Raw genomic sequence first — 21,102 nt, 5'->3', positions numbered from 1 at the left:
TGCCTCAGTCTCCTGTGCCTCTCAACCCGTTTCCCGTTGCCGGTGTTCCGTGTCGATGGAGGCGCATTATAGGGAGTTCGCGCGGGCTGACAAGCGTTTCTTTGAATTAATTTGCTGAGCGCATCTTTTTTAAACGAACGGCTTAAAAAGAGACGTTTCATGACGGAATAACGCACAAAAATCGCCATTAAACGTTGTAAAGAGACCTGCCGTTGCTTAATGCGGGTGCTATTATTTTGCTTCTTCTCGCAGGATAACCCCAGGAAGGATACTCAATGATAAAATCCGCGCGCAGCATGGCTGGTTTGCCATGGATAGCTGCCATGGCCTTTTTCATGCAGTCACTCGACGCCACCATACTGAATACTGCCCTGCCCGCTATCGCCACCAGCCTCGACCGTTCTCCTCTGGCCATGCAATCCGCCGTCATCAGTTACACCCTGACTGTCGCTATGTTGATTCCGGTCAGCGGCTGGCTAGCCGATCGCTACGGCACGCGCAAGGTATTTATCGTTGCCGTTTCGCTGTTCACCTTAGGCTCGCTGGCTTGTGCACTTTCTCCCACACTCCAGGTACTGGTCATCTCGCGCATCATACAGGGCGTCGGTGGCGCAATGATGATGCCGGTCGCGCGACTGGCGCTGTTACGCGCCTATCCGCGCAGTGAGCTGTTGCCGGTGCTCAACTTTGTCACCATGCCGGGATTAGTTGGCCCGATACTGGGGCCAATGCTGGGCGGCGTGCTGGTGACCTACGCGACCTGGCACTGGATTTTCCTGATTAATATCCCGATTGGCATTCTCGGCATTATCTACGCACGCAAATATATGCCGGACTTCACCACGCCGAAGCGCCGCTTCGACTTTTTCGGCTTCTTATTGTTCGGGGCTGGACTGGTGATGATCTCGATTGGGATTGAGCTGTTTGGCGAGCGGATTGTTTCCGCCTGGCTGGCGGGCGGGATATTACTCAGCGGGATTGTGCTTTTGCTTCTTTATATAGTGCATGCCCGAAATCACCCTTCGCCACTGATCAATCTGCCGATGTTTAAAACCCGGACATTCTCAGTGGGCATCGGTGGCAACATCGCGTCACGTCTTGGCACCGGTTGTGTGCCCTTTTTGATGCCGCTCATGTTGCAGGTCGGCTTTGGCTATTCAGCGATTATCGCGGGCTGCATGATGGCACCTATCGCCATTGGTTCAATACTGGCGAAGTCGACGGTGACGCAACTGCTGCGCTGGCTGGGTTACCGCCGCCTGCTGGTTGGCATTACCGCCATTATTGGCATTCTGATCGCCAGCTTCTCTCTGCAGTCGCCCGCTGAAAGCATCATCGTGCTATTACTTCCGCTGTTTATTCTCGGCATGGCCATGTCTACGCAGTTTACCGCCATGAATACTATCACCCTGGCCGATCTGAATGATGATAACGCCAGCGGTGGTAACAGCGTGCTGGCCGTGACTCAGCAGCTAGCGATCAGTTTTGGTGTGGCCGTCAGCGCCGCGGTGCTGCGCTTCTACCAGGAGTTTGAAACCAGCACCATTTCACAGTTCCACGCCACGTTTATGACCATGGGCGTGGTAACAGTACTGTCGGCGCTGACCTTTATGCTGCTGAAAAACGGCGATGGCCGTAATCTGATCAGTAATCGCGACAAAAAGAAAAAGCGCTAAACCGATCCACGTACCACCAGTTCCGGCGTCAGCACCAGCGTTTGCTGACTGGCGTCGGGATTGCTGAGACGATGGAGCAGGGTGTCTATCGCCAGTTCACCCAGCGCATCTTTCGGTTGATGAATGGTACTCAGTGGCGGAGTGAGATAGCGCGCCAGTTCGATATCGTCATATCCCATTACCGCCATCTGCTGCGGAACCTGCATGCCGGCCTGATAGAGTGCGTGATAAACGCCCACCGCCATGGCATCGTTGCTGGTGAAAACCGCTTCCGGCGGCGTTTCCAGCGCCAGCAGTTCGACCATCCCGTTGTAGCCTCCCTGGAATTCAAAGTCACCATTCACCACATAGCCGGGCAGAATCGTCAGGCCACTCTTTGTCATGGCGTTGCGATAACCTTCCAGGCGCATACGAGCCGGGGTTTTATCCTGTGGACCGGCGATACAGGCGATGCGGGTATAACCACTGTCGATAAGATGCTGAGTCGCCAGCTCCCCGCCCAGCAGCGCGTTATCCTGAATAATGTCACCACGGCCTTCAAACGGCGCCCAGTCCATCATGACGGCAGGTATAGAGGGATAACGGTTCAGAATGTCGGCCGAGGGCAGGTGACTTTCCGTACACATAATCAATAAACCGTCGACGCGCTTCTGCATCAGCGTTTCCAGGCTGCGGTTCATCCGCTCTTCATCACCTGCCGTGTTACAGAGAATCAGGCTGTAGCCACGCTGATAGCAGCTCTCCTCCACACCCCGCACCACTTCGGCATAAAATGGGTTACTACTGGTGGTCAGAAGCATACCGATCGTGTGCGTCTGATTGATTTTCAGACTGCGCGCCAGCGCAGAGGGGGCGTAATTCAGATGGCGGATGGCCTGCTCAACTTTTTCGCGCACGCCTTCACTAACAAAGCGATTGTTATTGATAACGTGCGAGACAGTGGAGGTAGAGACGCCCGCCAGGCGAGCGACATCTTTCATGGTGCTCAAATGCTTAGCCCTGCTGCTGCAAAAATTCATCGATCTCCGCGCGCCACGGCACGGAGGGCTGCGCACCCGAGCGGGTAACGGCGATAGCAGCGGCGGCATGGGCAAACCGCACCGCGTCATACATCGTTTTCTGCTCCAGTCGCGCGGTGATAAAGGCGCCATTAAAGGTGTCGCCCGCCGCGATGGTGTCGATAGCTTTAACACTGAAGCCAGCAATACGCTGACCTTCTCCCTGCTCGCTCAGCCAGACACCGCGGCGACCCAGAGTAATCAGAACCGTGCCGATACCTTTCGCATGCAGTACTGCCGCAGCGCGGGCGGCATCTTCATCGTTGCTGACCACAATGCCGGTCAGACTCTCGGCTTCGGTTTCATTCGGGGTAATAATGTCGATCAACGCCAGCAGTTCATCTGAGAGCTGGGTGGCGGGTGCAGGATTGAGAATAACCTGCGTCTGATGCTGTCGGGCAAGCGTCGCGGCGGCCAGCACACTTTCCAGCGGTGATTCCAGCTGCATTAATAGTGCATCGGCGTCGGCGATAACCTGCTGATGGCGCGTCACGCAGGCGGGTGTTAACGCCGCGTTTGCACCGGAGTAGATGCCGATGTTGTTCTCACCGTCACCATTGACGAAAATCATCGCCACGCCGGTTGACTCACCCTCGACCACTTCGACCGGCGTAGTATCAATATTGTCCTGGGCCAGTTGCTGACGAACACGTTCACCAATGTCGTCAGCGCCCACACAGGCGATAAATGCGATATCGGCACCAGCACGACCGGCGGCGACAGCCTGATTCGCACCCTTACCGCCAAACGCAATCTGATAATTCTGCCCGATCACCGTTTCACCGGGACGAGGAAAGTGCGCCAGATTAAGGATGTGGTCAGCGTTAATGCTGCCAAGAACGGCCAGTTTTGCGTTTTTGCTCATTAGGGGAGTCCGGAATAAGTGCGCCACCAGGAGGGTGGCGCAGTGCCCTGCTTTTCTTTGAGTTATTGAGTGACCAGCTTCAGGTCGACCGGGTTGATCGCCTTCACTTTTTCACCCTTCAGCACTTTATCAGCGGTATCTACGCCGATCATGCCAATTTTGTCTGGCATCTGTGCCACAGTCGCGGACAGTTTGCCACCTTCTACCGCTTTAACGCCATCAGCAGTACCGTCAAAACCAACGACGATCACACCAGTTTTACCGGCGGTCTGCAGCGCACGCAGTGCACCTAGCGCCATTTCGTCGTTCTGAGCGAATACGGCCTGAACGTCCGGGTGTGCCTGAAGCAGGTTCTGCATGACGTTCAGACCTTTGGTACGGTCAAAATCGGCTGGCTGGCTGGCGAGGATCTGGAATTTATGCGCATCAGCGGCCTGTTTGAAGCCTTCGCCACGCTCACGGGCGGCAGAAGTCCCGGCAATGCCCTGCAGTTCGATAATTTTGGCGTTTTCGCCGACTTTTTTGGCGATGAAGTCGCCGGCCATTTTACCGCCGAAACGGTTATCGGAGGCGACGTGGCTGACAACGGTGCCCTGTGCCGCAACGCGATCCAGCGTGATAACCGGGATGTTCGCCTGGTTAGCCATCTTTACCGCATTGCCCACAGCATCAGAGTCGGTTGGGTTGATCAGCAGCAGTTTGGTGCCGCGAACCGTCAGATCCTGCACGTTAGCCAGCTCTTTCGCCGGGTTGTTCTGTGAATCCAGCACCACCAGGTTGTAGCCCAGTTTGTCCGCTTCTTTCTGCGCGCCCTCTTTCAGCGAAACAAAGAACGGGTTATTCAGGGTTGAAACCACCAGCGCGATAGTATCTTTGGCCATAGCGCTGGTACTGAGCGTTGCGCCAAGGATCACGGCCAGTGCGGTTAACTTTTTCATCATGTCATCCTGTGTAAGGTCAGAGTTATTTACTGCTTTTATTATCTACCAGCACCGCCAGCAGGATTACTACCGCCTTAACGATCATCTGGTAGTACGAAGAGACGCCCATCAGGTTCAGGCCGTTGTTCAGGAAGCCGAGGATCAGCGCGCCAATCAGGGTGCCGAAAATACGGCCCTTACCGCCTGCCAGGCTGGTTCCGCCCAGCACGACCGCAGCAATCGCATCCAGCTCATAGCCGGTACCCGCTGTCGGCTGTGCCGAAGAAAGGCGCGCCACTTCAATGGTGCCTGCCAGCGCTGCCAGCATGCCACTCAGTGAATAGACGATGATTTTGACGCGATTCACATTGATGCCGGAGAGACGCGTTGCCGCTTCATTACCGCCAAGCGCATAGATATAGCGACCCAGACGGGTGTGCTGCAGCATGTACCAGGCAGCAATAAAGACCAGCGCCATCAGCCAGACCGGCGCAGGGATACCCAGCGGACGACCAATACCAAACCAGCCCAGCAGATCGGCATTGGCATTAAAACCCGTGTTTACCGCACTGCCATCGGTGTAGACCATGGTGACACCGCGCAGCAGCAGCATCATGACCAGCGTGGCGATAAACGCCTGCACTTTGCCGCGCGCCACAATGGTGCCGGTCAGGGCACCGATTGCCGCTCCCAGCGCCAGCGACGCCGCCACCGCGACCAGGGCATTGACCTCCATACCCACCAGCGATGCACCCACCGCGCCAGTCAGGGCCAGCAGCGATCCCACAGAGAGGTCGATACCAGAAGTCAGGATCACCAGCGTCATCCCGACCGCCATAATGGCGTTAACCGAGGTCTGCTGCAGAATGTTGAACAGGTTCGCCACGGTAAAGAAGTTCGGGCTCTGGCTGGCCACCACGGCGATCAGCACCATCAGCGCAATCAGCGACTTCTGTTCCAGTAGCCAGCTTTTGCTAAACCAGCGACGGCTGGCAGGTAAAGTTTGGGTCGTCATACCACTAAATCCTCGCTGTGTTGCTTGCCTACGGCGGCTGCCATCAGGCTCTCCTGAGTGGCTTCTTCTCGGGTAAATTCGCCGCTGATACGGCCTTCATGCATCACCAGAATCCGATCGCTCATGCCCAGCACTTCCGGCATTTCCGATGAGACCAGAATGATGCTCAGCCCTTCGGCTTTAAACTGGTTAATCAGTTGATAGATCTCTTTCTTCGCGCCGACATCCACACCGCGTGTCGGTTCATCCAGAATCAGTACGTTAGGCCGGGTCATCAGCCCGCGGGCAATCGCCACTTTCTGCTGGTTGCCGCCCGAAAGCAGACCAATGGGCTGCTCCATTGAAGGCGTTTTAACGTTAAACAGCCGGATAAAGTCGCCCACGGCCAGCTGCTCTGCCGCATGTTTCAGCGTGCCGCTGCCGTGACTGAAATAGCCTAACGCTGTCAGCGACATGTTCTCTTTTACTGACATGCCCAGCACCAGGCCATCGCGCTTACGATCTTCGGAGATATAGACGATGCCGTTAGCCAGCCCATCCTGCGGTGAGCGCGTCACCACTTCCCGACCATTGAGCCACAGTGTGCCTTCGCGACGCGGCAGGGCGCCGTAAAGCACCTTCATCAGTTCGGTACGGCCCGCGCCCATCAAGCCAGACACGCCGAGGATTTCACCTTTGCGCAGGCTGAAACTGACGTTATCCACGCCCGGTCCGCTGACGTTTTCCACTTTCAGCCGCACGTCGCCTGGTGCCTGATCAATATGGGGATATTGATCTTCCAGCTTACGGCCGACCATCATCTCGATCAGGCTCTCTTCAGTCAGCTCGCTGACCGGGCGTTCAGCAATAAACTGACCGTCGCGGAACACCGTGACGTCATCGCAGATCTCAAAGATCTCTTTCATGCGATGCGAGATATAGACGATGCCGCAGCCCTGCGCTTTCAGTTCGTTGATCACCCGGAACAGCGACAGCGTTTCGGTATCGGTCAGCGCATCGGTCGGCTCATCCATGATGATCACCTGCGACTCAAAGCTCAGGACTTTGGCGATTTCGACCATCTGCTGATCGCCAATCGACAAATCCCCCACCAGCTTGTGGCTGTTGAAGCGCAGATTAAGCCGTTTAAGCAGCGCATCAGCTTCGGCATACATACGCGGCCACTGGATACGGCCAAAACGGCTGACATATTCGCGGCCGAGAAAAATATTCTCCGCCACGGTTAACTGAGGGATCAGGTTCAGTTCCTGATGAATGATGCCAATACCCGCTTCCTGAGACGCTTTCGGCCCGCTGAAACGGGTCTCTTTGCCCAGCCAGCGCAGCGTACCAGCATCATATTGATAGATGCCGGTCAGCACTTTCATCATGGTGGACTTGCCTGCGCCGTTCTCGCCCACCAGCGCCATCACGCGTCCTGCCCGGACATTCAGCGACGCCCCCTTGAGGGCTTTCACACCCGGAAAAGATTTTTCAATGCCGTCGAGTTGCAGTAAAAGTTGCATAGCGGCCTCAGAAGGTCACACCGGCGCTGAGGATGACATTCGCAAACGGAGAGCACTCTCCGCTGCGAATGACCGCCTGACTACGCTGCGTTTGTTGTTTGAATTGTTCATGACTGGTGTAGCTGATGGTGATTATATTCCCCTGGTGCTGTTGCAAGGCTTCGAGCACGGCGACAAGCGCGCTATGAAGTTGCGGATTATGCTGCTTAATCTCTTCCGCGATCAGGGCGCTCTCTACCTGCATCTCCAGTGCGACAGCATTAACCACCTGCATAAAATCGGGCGTACCCGGCGTGAGCGCTAAATCGATGCGCTGCGGTCCGGCCGGAATCGGCAAGCCTGCATCAGCAATCGTCAGCGTATCCGTGTGTCCCAGGCGGGCAATCACATGAGAGAGTTCAGCGTTTAACAAGCGACCTTTTTTCATCTTTTCACTCCACAGCGAAACGTTTCGCTGTCAGGAGTGTATGAAAAGCCGCCATCAACTCAACCGGCAAAGAAGAAATCTGTGATCGCTATCGAAACGTTTCGCTCACGCGGGGAGAAATTTGTATTAAGTCGGGGGACGGGCTGAAAAAAGGGCCGCGAACGCGGCCCCGGAGGAGAGGATTAAGGCAGTTTCTTAACCTGCTTAACGTCCATCTCAATGCTGTTGAAATCTTTATCCAGTTCACCCGTCAGCTCGACGTTGTCTTTAGGTGAGATAGTCTGGCCGTTCCAGTGCTTGTGGTCGATTTCGACTTTCATGGTGCCGGTCTGGTCGCGGAACAGATAATCTTCGTTGCCGATCTGTTTCTCCAGCTTACCGCGCACGGTGACCCAGCTGTCATCTTTCATCTCTTCAGCCTGCTTTACGGTCACCACACTGGTGTGATCGGCACTGAAACCACCCTGACCGGCTGCTGCCTGCGTCTGTGCGGCTGGCGCACTGGGATCAACAAATCCACCCTGCTGTGCAGCGAAAACCGGGGCGGAAGCCAGCATTACGACGGCCAGAATTGCAGCGTGCTTTTTCATTTTGTCACCTCTTTTCCATGATGTGGTTCGTCTTGTTGAGCTTAGTTGACCATAAAGTTCTTAACAGCTTCTTAAGAGGCAAAAATAAGCTATTTTCGCCGAAATCAGCTGTACAAGCAGGAAGTTGCTTCGTATAAAGCGCTATCGGAACAGGGAGACGTGATGCGTATTTTACTGATTGAAGATGATCGTTTAATTGGCGACGGTATCAAGGCGGGCCTGAGTAAACTGGGCTTCAGCGTTGACTGGTTTACCTCTGGTGAGGCGGGGTTTAACGCGCTGGAGGCCGCGCCCTGGGATGCGGTGATCCTGGATCTCTCACTGCCCGAGCGGGATGGGCTCGATATTCTGCGGCAGTGGCGACAGCAGGGCAAAGATGTACCGGTACTGATACTGACCGCACGCGATGCGCTCGATCAGCGGGTCGAAGGCCTGCAGCTGGGAGCCGACGACTATCTGTGTAAACCCTTTGCCTTAACCGAAGTGGCTGCTCGCTTACAGGCGCTGATCCGCCGCCGTCATGGCCAGCTGCAGCCCGAACTCCGGCACGGTAATGTGGTGCTGATACCCGGCAGCCACAGTGTGATGCGCGAAGGTGAGGCGATTGCGCTGAAAAGCCGTGAACTGGCACTGCTGGAACTGTTTATGCGAAACCCGGGCCGGGTGCTGACACGCAGCCAGCTGGAAGAGAAGCTCTACAACTGGGACGCCGATGTCTCCAGCAATGCGGTAGAGGTTCACATTCATCATCTGCGTAAAAAACTGGGCAGCCAGTTTATCCGCACGCTGCACGGCGTCGGTTATACCCTGGGAGCCGCTGAATGCGATCAATGAGCCTGTTTCTGCGGCTGGGTATCGGTTTTGTGCTGCTGCTCGGGATCTGCTGGGCCAGCGCCAGCCTGAGTGCCTGGCATCAGACACGTGAAACCCTTGATGAGCTCTTCGATACCCAGCAGATGCTGCTGGCCAAGCGTCTGCTGACGCTGGATTTCTCCTCGCTGGACAACGCCACTCTGCCTAAAACCAAAGAGATACTGCGCCACCATCGCGGCGATCAGGATGACGACGCCCTGGCCTTTGCCGTCTTCACGCGTGACGGCCGGCAGGTGATGAATGATGGTGACAATGGCCGCTACCTGCCGTTTGAAGCGGAGTATCAGGGATTTCATGAGGGCCAGCTCACCAATGATGACGATCGCTGGCGGTTTGTCTGGCTGACCACGCCCGACCAGCAGTTCCGGGTGGTGGTGGGTCAGGAGTCCGAATACCGTGACGACATGACGCGGGATCTGATGAAAGCCAGCATGCTGCCCTGGCTGATCGCGCTGCCCTTTATGTTGCTGCTGCTGATCGTTCTGGTCTGGTCTGAACTGCGCCCACTGAAGACGCTGGCACATCAGCTGGCGCAGCGCGCGCCCGATGATGATACGCCGCTGCAGGCAGACCGCGTGCCGAAAGAGGTGCAACCGCTGATGGTCGCGCTCAATGGTCTGTTCAGCCGCATCAGCGCAATGATGCAGCGTGAACGGCGCTTTACCTCTGATGCCGCACATGAGCTGCGCAGTCCGCTGGCGGCGCTGCAGGTGCAAAGCGAGGTGATCCAGCTGACTGCGGATGATGAAGTGATGCGAACCCATGCGCTGCAGCAGCTGGATGCCGGCATTATCCGCGCAACCCGGCTGGTGGATCAGCTGCTGACGCTCTCACGGGTTGAAGCTGATGATGCACGCAGCGCCTTCGAAACGGTGGCGCTGAAACGCACGGTCCAGGAGACGCTGGCTGCACAGCTGCCGCTGGCGGATAAAACGGGTGTCACGCTGCGGCTGCATGCTGATGCCGATCCACAGATTCAGGGGCATCCGCTGTTACTGTCACTGCTGGTGCGTAATCTGCTGGATAATGCCATTCGCTATACGCCAGCGGGCAGCGAAGTTGATGTGCGGCTTCAGGCGAATAGCCTGTCGGTAGAAGATAACGGCGAAGGTCTGAGTGCAGCCGATCTGCAACGGCTTGGTGAACGTTTCTGGCGACCGCCAGGTCAGGAGAAAAGCGGAAGCGGGCTGGGATTATCGATAGTCCGCAATATCGCCCAGTTGCACGGGATGCAGGTCAGCTTCAGCCAGCGATCGGGTGGCGGATTATGCGTCACGCTGCGCTGGTCAGCGCCCGCCCCGTAAGGCGGGCACTGCAGATCAAATCTCGACCTGGGTGCCCAGCTCAATCACCCGGTTTGGCGGGATCTCAAACTGGTCTGGCGCACGGAGCGCATTGCGCTGCAGCGCCAGGAAGAGTTTGCCACGCAGGCGCAGATACCACGGCCGTTTGCCGATAATCAGCGACTCATGCGACATGAAGAACGATGTCTCCATCATGCGGCAGTTGAGCCCTTCCAGCCCGCAGCGGTGGAAAATCTCCTCGACGTTTGGCGTTTCACGCCAGCCGTAGCTGGCCACCACCCGCCAGAAGGTGGGCGACAGCTGCTCAATCGTCACGCGACGCACGTTATGCACGTAAGGTGCATCTTCTGTCCGCAACGTCAGCAGCACCACCCGCTCATGCAACACTTTGTTGTGTTTAAGGTTATGCAGCATGGCAAACGGAATCACATTCAGCGCACGCGACATATAGACCGCGGTGCCCGGCACGCGAACCGGCGGCGATTTCTCCAGTGACGCGATCATCGCCTCCAGGGAGTTGCCATGCTCGTGCATGCGGCGCAGCAGGCGGAAACGTTCGCTTTTCCACGTCGTCATAATGATAAACATCACCAGGCCGAGACAGAGCGGCAGCCAGCCACCGGAGAAGATTTTCACCAGGTTGGCGGTAAACAGCGGCACATCGATACAGAGCATCAGTACCAGGATGACGGCAACCGCCAGCTTATTCCAGTGCCAGTTTTTAACCGCCACGGTACAGGAGAGCATCGCGGTCAGCACCATGGTGCCGGTGACGGCGATACCGTAGGCCGCAGCCAGATTACTTGAATGCTCAAAGCTGATAATCACAATCAGCACGGCGAAGTAGAGTACCCAGTTAATCACCGGAATATAGATCTGGCCCGATTCGCGCTCAGAGGTGTGGATGATACGCATCCCCGGCAGATAGCCCAGTCGCACCGCCTGACGCGTCAGCGAGAAGACGCCGGAGATCACCGCCTGTGAGGCAATCACCGTGGCCAGCGTCGCCAGAATCAGCATCGGGATCAGCGCCCAGTCCGGCGCCAGCAGGAAGAAAGGGTTTTTAATCGCTTTGGGATCGCTGAGTAACAGCGCGCCCTGACCAAAGTAGTTCAGGACCAGCGACGGCAGCACCACCGAGAACCAGGCCAGTCGGATCGGCACTTTACCGAAGTGACCCATATCGGCATACAGCGCTTCAACCCCGGTAATCGCCAGTACCACCGCGCCAAGCGCGAAGAATGAGACAGATTTATAGTGCAGGAAGAACTCGACCGCATAGGCGGGATTCAGCGCATGCAGCACTTCCGGGTTTTTCATGATGCCGCTGACCCCAAGGATCGCCAGCACCAGGAACCACACCAGCATCACCGGCGCGAAGAGTTTGCCCACCATGCCGGTGCCATGTTTCTGAATCGCAAACAGCAGCGTCAGCACCGCAATCGACATCGGCACAATAAAGGGATCCAGCGACGGCGCGGCAATCTCCAGACCTTCAATGGCTGACATCACCGAAATGGCCGGCGTGATCACCACTTCCCCATAGAAGAAGCTGCCGCCAATCAGGCCCATGATCACCAGCACTGCCGTGGCGCGTGCACCCGTATGGCGGCCCGCCAGCGACATCAGTGTCAGAATACCGCCTTCACCGGCATTGTCGGCGCGCATCACATAACTGATGTACTTCAGTGATACCACCAGCACCAGCAGCCAGAAAATCAGCGACAAAAAGCCAAACACCGCTTCCCGCTCAACGCCGAAGCCGAACTGTCCGGAGAGACATTCACGCAAGGTATACAGCGGACTGGTGCCGATATCCCCGTAAACAACACCAATAGCGGCCAGCGTTAATCCGCGAAGTGACTGCTTATTATCCGAGCTCATAGAGTTATCTTTTGTTGGAGTCTAAGAGGCGCAACAACCCCTCGCTCAGGCCATCAAAAAGCGCACAGTATGCACGGTTTGCCGAAAATTCCTATACCCGCTTCGCCTGTCTGCCAGGGTAACGGGGTGGTTTCAGGCATTAAAGCGTTAATCAGCGCCGCTTTCAAAGCAGGCAAACCTTATGAAACAAAAAAGCTGACAGCTATCAACGCTTTCACGCATGATGATCTATAGAGTAAGGCGCTTGCTGAAGCGCGGCGGCCCGACGATCGTAAGGACATTGAAGTGATTATGGCTCAACCCCATCTTTTGGCAGAAAGAATTTCTCGCCTTAGCAATGCGTTAGAAAAAGGATTGTATGAGCGACATCATGCCATCCGCCTTTGCCTGCTGGCAGCGCTGAGCGGTGAAAGCGTATTCCTGCTGGGACCGCCCGGCATCGCCAAGAGCCTGATTGCCCGCCGCCTGAAATATGCCTTTCAGCACGCCCGCGCCTTTGAATATCTGATGACCCGTTTCTCCACACCGGAAGAGGTGTTTGGCCCGCTATCTATTCAGGCACTGAAGGATGAAGGGCGCTATCAGCGCCTTACTAAAGGTTATCTGCCCGACGCGGAGATTGTTTTTCTGGATGAGATCTGGAAAGCCGGCCCGGCGATTCTGAATACCCTGCTGACCGCTATCAACGAACGCCGCTTCCGCAATGGCGACAGCGAAGAGGCCATTCCGATGCGTCTGCTGGTCACCGCCTCTAATGAAATGCCGGAAGCGGACAGCGGCCTTGAAGCGCTCTATGACCGGATGCTAATCCGCCTGTGGCTGGATAATGTGCATGAGAAGCAGAACTTTCGCAGCATGCTGACCCATCAGCAGGATGAGCACACCAATCCGGTCGCGGAATCCCTGCGCATCAGTGATGAGGAGTATGCGCAGTGGCAGCTCGGCATCAGTCAGGTCAGCCTCCCGGATGCGGTGTTCGAGCTGATTTATCAGCTGCGCCAGCAACTGGAAAGCCAGCCCGCCGCGCCCTATATTTCCGATCGTCGCTGGAAAAAAGCTATTCATCTGCTGCAGGCCAGTGCCTTTTACAGTGGCCGCAGCGCCATTGCGCCGATAGACCTGATCCTGCTGAAAGATTGCCTCTGGCACGACGTCGCGTCCATGCAGCTGCTGGAGCGCGAAATCGATCAACTGATGACACAGCACGCCTGGCAGCAGCAGCCGATGCTGCTGAAACTGCATCAGATAAAAGCGCGTCGCATGGCTCTGCAGCAGCAACAGAGCATCGCACAGGCGATCACCCTGGAAAAACACAGTGGGATGTTCAGTCGCAAACCCCATTACGATCTGCCGGAAAGCTTCACTGATGAGCAACTGACGCTGATGCTGCAAAAGCCGCTGATGCTGCATGACATGCAGGTGACACATCTGGTTATCGCGCGTGATGCACTGAATCAGTGGCTGCAGAAAGGGGGCGAGGTTCGCGGCAAGCTCAATGGAATTGGCTTTGCGCAGAGTCTGGATTTACAGGTGGATGCACAGCACTGCCTGGCTATCCGTGATGTCAGCCTGCAATCGTCGCGTCTGACACTGCCTGGCGTCAGCAATAGCGAGCCGCTGCCTGGTGAGATCACCGAAGCGCTGGATGCACTGGAGAGTGAACTGCGGTCGCAGCGTCATCTGTTCAGCCAGCACCAGCGCTGCCTGTTTATCAGTGATGACTGGCTGGCGCGGGTTGAAACCAGCCTGCAGGATGTGGCGGAACAGTTGAAACAGGCGCGTAAATGATCCCACTGGAGACGCTCAGCACACTGCTCTCCGTGGGTGAAACCGAACTGATTGAAGAGCTGATTATTGCCCTGCTGGCGTCTCCACAGCTGGCGCTGTTTTTTGAAAAATTTCCCGGGCTGAAAAAAGCACTGTTACGCGATGTGCCACGCTGGCGAGCGGAGATCAACGCTGAGCTCAAAGCCACGCCGGTTCCGGCCACGCTGGCCGAAGAGTTTCAGCTGTTCCAGCGGGTACAACTCCTCAGCGATCGTGAATTCAGCCACCAGCTGAATGCCACGCTTCAGGCGCTTGAAAGCCTGCCTTCCCCTTTTCTGGATGAAGCCAACCGGCTGCTGCAGCACACCGATATCAGCCATCTCAGCAGCGCGCAGCACCAGCTTTTTCTACAGCGCTGGCGGCTGAGCCTGACCTTACAGACCCTGACGCTGAATCAGACGTTGCTGGAGCAGCAGCGCGAACGCCTGCTGGCGGAACTGCAGCAGCGTATGGCGCTGAGCGGTCAGCTGGCACCGATTCTCGGCGACGATGACGAAGCCGCCGCTGGCCGGCTGTGGGACATGAGCAAAGCGTCACTGCAGCCTGGCGACTATCAGCTGATGCTGCAATATGGCGACTTTCTGGCGCAGCAGCCGGAGCTGCTGAAACTGGCCCAGCAGCTGGGTCGCAGCCGCGAGGCAAAATCGGTGCCGTCGCAGGATGCCCCTATGGAGGCCTTTCACCATATGGTGCAGGAACCTGCGGCCGTGCCGGAGGAGGTCAGCGGCATTCACCAGAGCGATGACGTTCTGCGTCTGCTGCCGCCGGAGTTAGCTGCGCTGAGTATCAGTGAACTGGAGCTGGAGTTTTACCGGCGGCTGGTAGAGAAACGGCTGCTGACCTACAAGCTGCAGGGCGATGCCTGGCATGAAAAGGTCACGATGCGTCCGGCCAGCCACCAGCAGCATGAAGAGCAGCCACGCGGGCCTTTCATCGTCTGCGTCGATACCTCGGGTTCGATGGGTGGCTTCAATGAGCGCTGCGCCAAAGCGTTTTGTCTGGCGCTGCTGAAAGTCGCGCTGGCCGATCGCCGTCGCTGCTACATCATGCTGTTTGCGCATGAGGTGATCGGCTATGAACTGACCGGTGATGATGGGCTGGAACAGGCGATTCGCTTTCTCAGTCAGCGCTTTCGCGGCGGCACCGATCTGGCAGCCTGCCTCTCTTCCGTTGTGACCCGGATGGAAGGTGCACTGTGGCAGGAAGCCGATGCAGTGATCGTCTCCGATTTTATTGCCCAGCGTCTGCCGGAAGAGGTGATCGGGACCATTAAAACGCGTCAGCGAAATAATCAGCAACGTTTTCACGCCGTGGCTATGTCGGCCCACGGGAAACCAGGCATTCTGCGCATCTTCGACCATATCTGGCGTTTCGATACCGGCATGAAAAGCCGTCTGCTGCGTCACTGGCGGCGTTAAGTCATCGGGCAGAAATGCATATTTGCTATAGTAAATTACCGTTTCACTTACTCAGCAATCTGGAGCTTCCTGTGACGCTTGCTCAACCTCATCGCGATCTGCCTGCGCCGACGCGAACGCTACTGCTCTCCGGCCATAAAATTGAACAAAAACGTGCCGAATTGCTGGCCTATTTCCACCAGACCTGGGAACAGTATGAAAGTCTGTTTACCTGTCTGGCCGATTCCCAGGCCTGGTTTACCAAAGCCATTCCGCTGCGCCATCCTTTAATCTTCTATTTTGGCCACACCGCTACCTTCTACATTAATAAGCTGATGGCCGGACGCCTTATCGACGCGCGTCTGGACGATCGTATCGAAGCGATGATGGCGATTGGTGTGGATGAGATGAGCTGGGACGATCTCAACGACAGCCACTATGACTGGCCCACTGTCGAAGAAGTCCGCGAATACCGCGGGCGCGTTAAAGCGCTGGTCAGCGATCTGATCCAGACCCTGCCGCTGACTCTGCCGATCACCTGGGAGAGTCCGGCCTGGGTGATCCTGATGGGCATTGAGCATGAGCGTATTCATCTGGAAACGTCCAGCGTACTGATACGCCAGTTACCGGTCGGGTGGGTGAAACCCCAGCCCGCGTGGCCGGTCTGCCCGATGGCGCGCCACCAGCGCGAGGCTGTTCCGGCCAATACCCTGCTGCCGATGCCCGGCGGCACCGTCACGCTGGGTAAAACCGACGATACTTATGGCTGGGATGTCGAATATGGCCGCCAGCAGATCGCGCTGCAGCCGTTCAGGGCGAGCAAAATGCTGGTCAGCAACGCGGAATTCCTGGCGTTCGTTGAGGCGGGGGGTTATCAGGACGCTCGCTGGTGGGATGACGAAGGCTGGGGCTGGTGTCAGTTTGCAAAAGCGGAGATGCCCACCTTCTGGGTCGGCACGCCTGCGATGCCCGATCAGCTTAAACTGCGTCTGATGTGTGAAGAAGTCGCAATGCCGTGGGACTGGCCAGCCGAGGTTAACCAGCTGGAAGCGGCGGCCTTCTGCCGCTGGAAAGCGGATCAGACGGGAATGAGTGTTCAGCTCCCCTGTGAAGCGGAGTGGGCTCAGCTGCGCGAACAGGTCGCGGGCGATCAGCCGGATTGGGATCGGGCACCGGGCAACATTAACCTGGCGTACTGGGCTTCCTCTTCACCGGTCGATCTCTTCGCCCAGGGTGACTTCTTCGATATCGTCGGTAACGTCTGGCAGTGGACGACCACGCCGACCAACGGCTTTGAAAGTTTTAAAGTCCACCCGCTTTACGATGATTTCTCTACCCCGACCTTTGATGGTAAACATTCGCTGATCAAAGGCGGTAGCTGGATATCGACCGGCAACGAAGCGCTGAAATCGGCACGCTATGCGTTCCGCCGCCACTTCTTCCAGCATGCCGGTTTCCGCTACGTGGTTTCCAGCCATCAGGAAACCATGGCGCTGAACCCGTATGAATCTGACGCCATGGTGTCGCAATACCTCGACTTCCAGTATGGCCCGCGCTATTTCGGCGTGGATAACTATGCCGAAAGCCTGGTAAACCTGGCGCTGAACTACACCACGGCACGCGGCGAGGTACTGGATATCGGCTGTGCCACCGGACGCGCCAGTTTTGAACTGGCCCGCCACTTTGAACGTGTCACCGGCATGGACTACTCGGCGCGCTTCATCGATGTGGCGCTTCAGCTGGCCAGCGGCGAAGACTTCCGTTATCTCCTGCCACAGGAAGGCGATCTGGTGGAGTATCGCCAGGTTCGCCTGAAAGATTTCGCGCTGGAGAGCGAACTGGCGCAGCGGATTCAGTTTGTTCAGGGCGACGCCTGTAACCTTAAGCCGCAACCCGCCCGTTACGATCTGGTACTTGCATCCAACCTGATCGATCGCCTGCGTCAGCCCGCACGCTTCCTGCGGGATGTCACGCCGATGCTGCGTCAGGGCGGCATTCTGGTGCTCTCATCGCCCTATACCTGGCTGGAGGATTTCACGCCGAAGGAGAACTGGCTGGGCGGCGTGCGTGAAAACGGTGAGGCACTGACGACGCTGCAGGCACTGCAACGTCTGCTGGCGGCCGACTTCGACCTGGTCGATGAACCGCAGGATAAACCGTTTGTGATCCGCGAAACGGCCCGCAAGTTCCAGCACACGCTGGCGCAGGTCACCGTCTGGCGCAAACGCTAAGTGAACCGGCAGCGACGCCCGTCGCTGCCGGGAGTTGCCTGAACCACTATTTTGCTGCACATTCATCCTTGTTTACTTAAGCAGACCAATAACGAGGATGGCCATGGCCGAACATCTGCAGCTCGATAACCTGGATCGCGGCATTCTGAATGCCCTGCTCGACAATGCGCGCACTGCTTACGCCGAGCTGGCAAAACAGTTTAACGTCAGCCCCGGCACCATTCATGTCCGCGTGGAGAAGATGAAGCAGGCGGGCATTATCCTGGGCACCCGGGTTGATATCGATCCGCGCCAGCTGGGGTTTGATGTCTGCTGTTTTATCGGCATCATCCTTAAGAGCGCGCGTGACTATCCGGCGGCGCTGAGCAAACTGGATGCGCTGGATGAAGTGGTTGAAGCCTGGTACACCACCGGCCACTACAGCATCTTTATTAAGGTGATGTGCCGGTCCATTGATGCCCTGCAACAGGTGCTGATCAACAAGATCCAGACCATAGATGAAATTCAGTCGACGGAAACGCTGATCTCGCTGCAAAACCCGATCATGCGCACTATCAAGCCCTGATCCTTCTCCGCCTTGTGCATAATCTTATCCCTGACGAATGTGGCGGCTGCCAACGGCTGCGTTCGCTTCTCTTAATCTATTAACCCTGTTGTCCACAGGTGGATCACCGCTTGATCACAGCGTACAATGCTCGCCTTAATGTCCGGGAGAGCAAGATGGCCGATATTACCTTAATCAGTGGCAGTACTCTGGGTAGCGCAGAGTATGTGGCTGAACATCTGGAAGAAAAATTACAGGAAGCGGGCTTCTCAACGCAGATGCTGCATGGCCCGGAGCTGGATGAAGTGCCACATGAGGGTATCTGGCTGGTGGTCTGTTCAACTCACGGTGCAGGCGATATTCCCGATAACCTGCTGCCGCTGTTCGAAGCCATCACGGAAAGCCAGCCCGATCTCTCGCAGGTCCGGTTTGGTGCCATCGGACTCGGCAATCATGAATATGATCTCTTTTGTGGCGCGATCCGCCAGATTGAAGCCCTGTTAATTGCTCAGGGTGCCCGCCAGATCGGCGATCGTCTGGAGATTGATGTGCTGGAGCATGAGATCCCTGAAGATCCCGCAGAAGCCTGGCTGGAAAGCTGGAAAAAGGCGATCTGAAGGGGGCTTGGGATCGCGAAATAGTGACGATCCCCAGTGGAAGATGCTGATTTTATCCTTTTCCGCTCGTTTATTTTGTGGATAACTACCCTCTTTTACTGCGTATAACCGGTAGTTATCCAAAGAACAACCGTAGAATGAATTTTGAGCTGTGGATAACATGCCATTTTGATCCCAGCTTATACGGATCAGGATCACCGATCACTAACAGGTAGTGATCCTCTTCATCCTGTTGTTTCTGCTGTGCTTCTGGCACATATCCACAGAAAAGCGGGATCCTAATAAGAGATCTAACAGAAAGATCATATACAGATCTAAGATCCTTTCTTTTAAAACCGGACGATCCCGCGGCTTTCACCCCAGACGGAATTTGAGTAGAATCCACGCCCCAGGACGACGATCCTGCAAGTTCATCAACCGAGGTACCACTTCATGTTTTATCAGGATCCTTTTGACGTCATCGTAATTGGTGGTGGTCATGCGGGCACCGAAGCCGCAATGGCGGCAGCCCGAATGGGTCAGCAAACCCTGTTACTCACCCATAACATTGATACGCTTGGACAAATGTCCTGTAACCCGGCGATTGGTGGGATTGGCAAAGGACATTTGGTGAAGGAAGTGGATGCCCTGGGTGGTCTGATGGCCAGTGCGATTGACCAGGCGGGTATCCAGTTTAGGATACTAAACGCCAGCAAAGGTCCGGCAGTGCGGGCAACCCGTGCTCAGGCGGATCGCGTGCTCTATCGCCAGGCAGTGCGTACGGCCCTGGAGAACCAGCCCAATCTAATGATCTTCCAGCAGGCGGTCGACGATCTTATCGTGGAAAACGATCGTGTGGTGGGTGCAGTCACCCAGATGGGACTGAAGTTCCGCGCGAAAACAGTCGTCCTCACCGTCGGCACTTTCCTTGACGGCAAAATTCATATCGGTCTGGATAATTACAGTGGCGGTCGCGCAGGTGATCCCCCGTCCATTCCGCTGGCAAAACGACTGCGTGCGCTGCCGCTGCGGGTAGACCGCCTCAAGACTGGTACGCCACCGCGTATCGATGCGCGCACCATCGATTTTTCAGTGCTCAGCCCGCAGCACGGCGATAACCCGATGCCGGTGTTCTCGTTTATGGGCAATGCGTCTCAGCATCCGCAGCAGGTACCGTGCTGGATCACTCACACCAATGAGAAAACCCATGAGGTGATCCGCAATAATCTGGATCGCAGCCCGATGTATGCCGGGATCATTGAGGGGATCGGTCCACGCTACTGCCCGTCTATCGAAGACAAAGTGATGCGCTTTGCCGATCGTAACTCGCATCAGATCTTCCTGGAGCCGGAAGGGCTGACCAGCAATGAGATCTACCCGAATGGCATCTCAACCAGTCTGCCATTCGATGTGCAGATTCAGATCGTTCGTTCCATGCAGGGCATGGAGAATGCGAAGATCGTGCGTCCGGGCTATGCCATCGAGTATGACTTCTTCGATCCACGCGATCTCAAACTGACGCTGGAGAGCAAATTTATTCACGGCCTGTTCTTTGCCGGCCAGATCAACGGCACAACCGGCTACGAAGAAGCCGCTGCACAGGGGATGCTGGCGGGGCTGAACGCCGCCCGTCAGTCTGCGGACAAAGAGGGCTGGGCACCACGTCGTGACCAGGCTTATCTGGGCGTACTGGTTGATGACCTCTGCACGCTTGGTACCAAAGAGCCGTACCGGATGTTTACCTCCCGTGCTGAATATCGTCTGATGCTGCGCGAAGACAATGCCGATCTGCGTCTGACCGAAACCGGTCGTGAACTGGGTCTGGTGGATGATGCGCGCTGGGCGCGTTTCAATCAGAAGCTGGAAGCGATTGAACAGGAGCGTCAGCGCCTGCGCGATATCTGGGTCCATCCGAAGTCAGAGCACGTGACGGAAGTGAATACGGTACTCAGCGCGCCGCTGACCAAAGAAGCGAGCGGCGAAGATCTGCTGCGCCGTCCTGAGCTGACCTATCTGAAGCTGATGACGCTGGATGCCTTTGGTCCGGCACTGGCTGATGAGCAGGCCGCTGAGCAGGTTGAGATTCAGGTCAAATATGAAGGTTATATCGCGCGTCAGCAGGAAGAGATCGATCGCCAGCTGCGCAACGAGAACACGCTGTTACCGGTGGAGCTCGACTATCGCCAGGTGAACGGCCTCTCAAATGAGGTTATCGCCAAGCTGAACGATCACAAACCGAGTTCGATTGGTCAGGCGACGCGTATCTCCGGTATTACGCCGGCGGCCATCTCAATTCTGCTTATCTATCTGAAAAAACAGGGTCTGCTGCGTAAAAGCGCCTGATCTGAAAACGGGGCGAGGAGACTCGCCCCCGCTGAATGGACTTATGC

General features: G+C 56.4%; 17 protein-coding genes. 9 read left to right on the top strand and 8 right to left on the bottom strand.

From position 1 onward, the window contains the following. Positions 1-275 precede the first annotated feature (275 nt). The gene (mdtD, locus tag OK409_RS14395) at positions 276-1,676 is read left to right on the top strand and encodes a multidrug transporter subunit MdtD (protein ID WP_010258829.1); all 1,401 of its coding nucleotides are present in this window, start codon (positions 276-278) and stop codon (positions 1,674-1,676) included. Here mdtD and rbsR read toward each other — a convergent pair. From rbsR to OK409_RS14360, 7 genes are all read right to left on the bottom strand, one after another. Beyond that, positions 1,673-2,656: a ribose operon transcriptional repressor RbsR gene (gene rbsR / locus OK409_RS14390; RefSeq protein ID WP_033773177.1), complete on the bottom strand. Its 984-nt coding sequence runs from the start codon at positions 2,654-2,656 to the stop codon at positions 1,673-1,675. The two genes, mdtD and rbsR, sit on opposite strands and share 4 nt — an antisense overlap. Before the next feature lie 13 nt (positions 2,657-2,669). Beyond that, positions 2,670-3,599: a ribokinase gene (rbsK, locus tag OK409_RS14385; protein ID WP_022624781.1), complete on the bottom strand. Its 930-nt coding sequence runs from the start codon at positions 3,597-3,599 to the stop codon at positions 2,670-2,672. Positions 3,600-3,661: 62 nt separating this feature from the next. After that, positions 3,662-4,537 carry a ribose ABC transporter substrate-binding protein RbsB gene (gene rbsB / locus OK409_RS14380; RefSeq protein WP_010672181.1) on the bottom strand — a complete coding sequence of 292 codons (876 nt, stop codon included), beginning with the start codon at positions 4,535-4,537 and terminating at the stop codon, positions 3,662-3,664. A 25-nt stretch (positions 4,538-4,562) separates the two neighbouring features. Further along, positions 4,563-5,534, bottom strand: a complete 972-nt coding sequence (rbsC, locus tag OK409_RS14375; RefSeq protein ID WP_264367177.1) for a ribose ABC transporter permease — start codon at positions 5,532-5,534, stop codon at positions 4,563-4,565. Continuing rightward, positions 5,531-7,039: a ribose ABC transporter ATP-binding protein RbsA gene (rbsA, locus tag OK409_RS14370; RefSeq protein ID WP_010258843.1), complete on the bottom strand. Its 1,509-nt coding sequence runs from the start codon at positions 7,037-7,039 to the stop codon at positions 5,531-5,533. The genes rbsC and rbsA overlap by 4 nt, the downstream gene beginning before the upstream one ends. Before the next feature lie 7 nt (positions 7,040-7,046). Then, the gene (gene rbsD / locus OK409_RS14365; RefSeq protein WP_003849483.1) at positions 7,047-7,466 is read right to left on the bottom strand and encodes a D-ribose pyranase; all 420 of its coding nucleotides are present in this window, start codon (positions 7,464-7,466) and stop codon (positions 7,047-7,049) included. 182 nt (positions 7,467-7,648) lie between these two features. After that, the gene (locus tag OK409_RS14360; RefSeq protein WP_010258845.1) at positions 7,649-8,056 is read right to left on the bottom strand and encodes a YgiW/YdeI family stress tolerance OB fold protein; all 408 of its coding nucleotides are present in this window, start codon (positions 8,054-8,056) and stop codon (positions 7,649-7,651) included. 162 nt (positions 8,057-8,218) lie between these two features. Between OK409_RS14360 and qseB the strand changes: the two genes are divergently transcribed. Together qseB and qseC are read left to right on the top strand one after the other, a co-directional pair. After that, positions 8,219-8,890 carry a quorum sensing response regulator transcription factor QseB gene (qseB, locus tag OK409_RS14355; protein WP_010258847.1) on the top strand — a complete coding sequence of 224 codons (672 nt, stop codon included), beginning with the start codon at positions 8,219-8,221 and terminating at the stop codon, positions 8,888-8,890. Further along, positions 8,878-10,233 (top strand): quorum sensing histidine kinase QseC, encoded by a 1,356-nt coding sequence (gene qseC, locus OK409_RS14350; RefSeq protein ID WP_264367176.1) that lies wholly within the window; start codon positions 8,878-8,880, stop codon positions 10,231-10,233. Before qseB ends, qseC begins: the two co-directional genes overlap by 13 nt. A 15-nt stretch (positions 10,234-10,248) precedes the next feature. On the opposite strand, the gene kup is transcribed toward qseC, so the two are convergent. Continuing rightward, positions 10,249-12,117: a low affinity potassium transporter Kup gene (kup, locus tag OK409_RS14345; protein ID WP_010258849.1), complete on the bottom strand. Its 1,869-nt coding sequence runs from the start codon at positions 12,115-12,117 to the stop codon at positions 10,249-10,251. Positions 12,118-12,408: 291 nt separating this feature from the next. Here kup and ravA point away from each other — a divergent pair, with 291 nt between their 5' ends. From ravA to mnmG, 6 genes are all read left to right on the top strand, one after another. Then, on the top strand, positions 12,409-13,905 hold the full coding sequence (gene ravA, locus OK409_RS14340; RefSeq protein WP_010258850.1) for an ATPase RavA: 1,497 nt from the start codon (positions 12,409-12,411) through the stop codon (positions 13,903-13,905). Then, complete coding sequence (viaA, locus tag OK409_RS14335) at positions 13,902-15,362, top strand: ATPase RavA stimulator ViaA (RefSeq protein ID WP_033759308.1); 1,461 nt, start codon at positions 13,902-13,904, stop codon at positions 15,360-15,362. Before ravA ends, viaA begins: the two co-directional genes overlap by 4 nt. 71 nt (positions 15,363-15,433) lie before the next feature. Further along, positions 15,434-17,572 carry a 5-histidylcysteine sulfoxide synthase gene (gene ovoA / locus OK409_RS14330; protein WP_264367175.1) on the top strand — a complete coding sequence of 713 codons (2,139 nt, stop codon included), beginning with the start codon at positions 15,434-15,436 and terminating at the stop codon, positions 17,570-17,572. 103 nt (positions 17,573-17,675) lie between these two features. Further along, the gene (gene asnC, locus OK409_RS14325) at positions 17,676-18,137 is read left to right on the top strand and encodes a transcriptional regulator AsnC (protein WP_003849496.1); all 462 of its coding nucleotides are present in this window, start codon (positions 17,676-17,678) and stop codon (positions 18,135-18,137) included. A 155-nt stretch (positions 18,138-18,292) separates the two neighbouring features. Next, entirely contained in the window at positions 18,293-18,733 is a 441-nt protein-coding gene (gene mioC / locus OK409_RS14320; protein ID WP_010258855.1) for an FMN-binding protein MioC, read from the top strand. A gap of 432 nt (positions 18,734-19,165) precedes the next feature. Next, positions 19,166-21,055 carry a tRNA uridine-5-carboxymethylaminomethyl(34) synthesis enzyme MnmG gene (gene mnmG, locus OK409_RS14315; RefSeq protein ID WP_010258857.1) on the top strand — a complete coding sequence of 630 codons (1,890 nt, stop codon included), beginning with the start codon at positions 19,166-19,168 and terminating at the stop codon, positions 21,053-21,055. Positions 21,056-21,102: the final 47 nt, after the last annotated feature.

Origin of the sequence: Pantoea sp. RG18 (genome assembly GCF_025910075.1) — a bacterium.
Classification (GTDB): Bacteria; Pseudomonadota; Gammaproteobacteria; order Enterobacterales; family Enterobacteriaceae; genus Pantoea; species Pantoea agglomerans.
The sequence above is the reverse complement of the archived record's forward strand: the minus strand, read 5'-3'. Positions and strand labels throughout refer to the sequence as shown.

Coding starts and splice junctions, on each gene's coding strand:
- kup (WP_010258849.1), bottom strand. CDS start 12,117: ATGAGCTCGGATAATAAGCAGTCACTTCGCGGATTAACGCTGGCCGCT.
- mdtD (WP_010258829.1), top strand. CDS start 276: ATGATAAAATCCGCGCGCAGCATGGCTGGTTTGCCATGGATAGCTGCC.
- rbsB (WP_010672181.1), bottom strand. CDS start 4,537: ATGAAAAAGTTAACCGCACTGGCCGTGATCCTTGGCGCAACGCTCAGT.
- ravA (WP_010258850.1), top strand. CDS start 12,409: ATGGCTCAACCCCATCTTTTGGCAGAAAGAATTTCTCGCCTTAGCAAT.
- rbsK (WP_022624781.1), bottom strand. CDS start 3,599: ATGAGCAAAAACGCAAAACTGGCCGTTCTTGGCAGCATTAACGCTGAC.
- rbsR (WP_033773177.1), bottom strand. CDS start 2,656: ATGAAAGATGTCGCTCGCCTGGCGGGCGTCTCTACCTCCACTGTCTCG.
- mnmG (WP_010258857.1), top strand. CDS start 19,166: ATGTTTTATCAGGATCCTTTTGACGTCATCGTAATTGGTGGTGGTCAT.
- rbsA (WP_010258843.1), bottom strand. CDS start 7,039: ATGCAACTTTTACTGCAACTCGACGGCATTGAAAAATCTTTTCCGGGT.
- qseB (WP_010258847.1), top strand. CDS start 8,219: ATGCGTATTTTACTGATTGAAGATGATCGTTTAATTGGCGACGGTATC.
- qseC (WP_264367176.1), top strand. CDS start 8,878: ATGCGATCAATGAGCCTGTTTCTGCGGCTGGGTATCGGTTTTGTGCTG.
- mioC (WP_010258855.1), top strand. CDS start 18,293: ATGGCCGATATTACCTTAATCAGTGGCAGTACTCTGGGTAGCGCAGAG.
- viaA (WP_033759308.1), top strand. CDS start 13,902: ATGATCCCACTGGAGACGCTCAGCACACTGCTCTCCGTGGGTGAAACC.
- rbsD (WP_003849483.1), bottom strand. CDS start 7,466: ATGAAAAAAGGTCGCTTGTTAAACGCTGAACTCTCTCATGTGATTGCC.
- rbsC (WP_264367177.1), bottom strand. CDS start 5,534: ATGACGACCCAAACTTTACCTGCCAGCCGTCGCTGGTTTAGCAAAAGC.
- OK409_RS14360 (WP_010258845.1), bottom strand. CDS start 8,056: ATGAAAAAGCACGCTGCAATTCTGGCCGTCGTAATGCTGGCTTCCGCC.
- asnC (WP_003849496.1), top strand. CDS start 17,676: ATGGCCGAACATCTGCAGCTCGATAACCTGGATCGCGGCATTCTGAAT.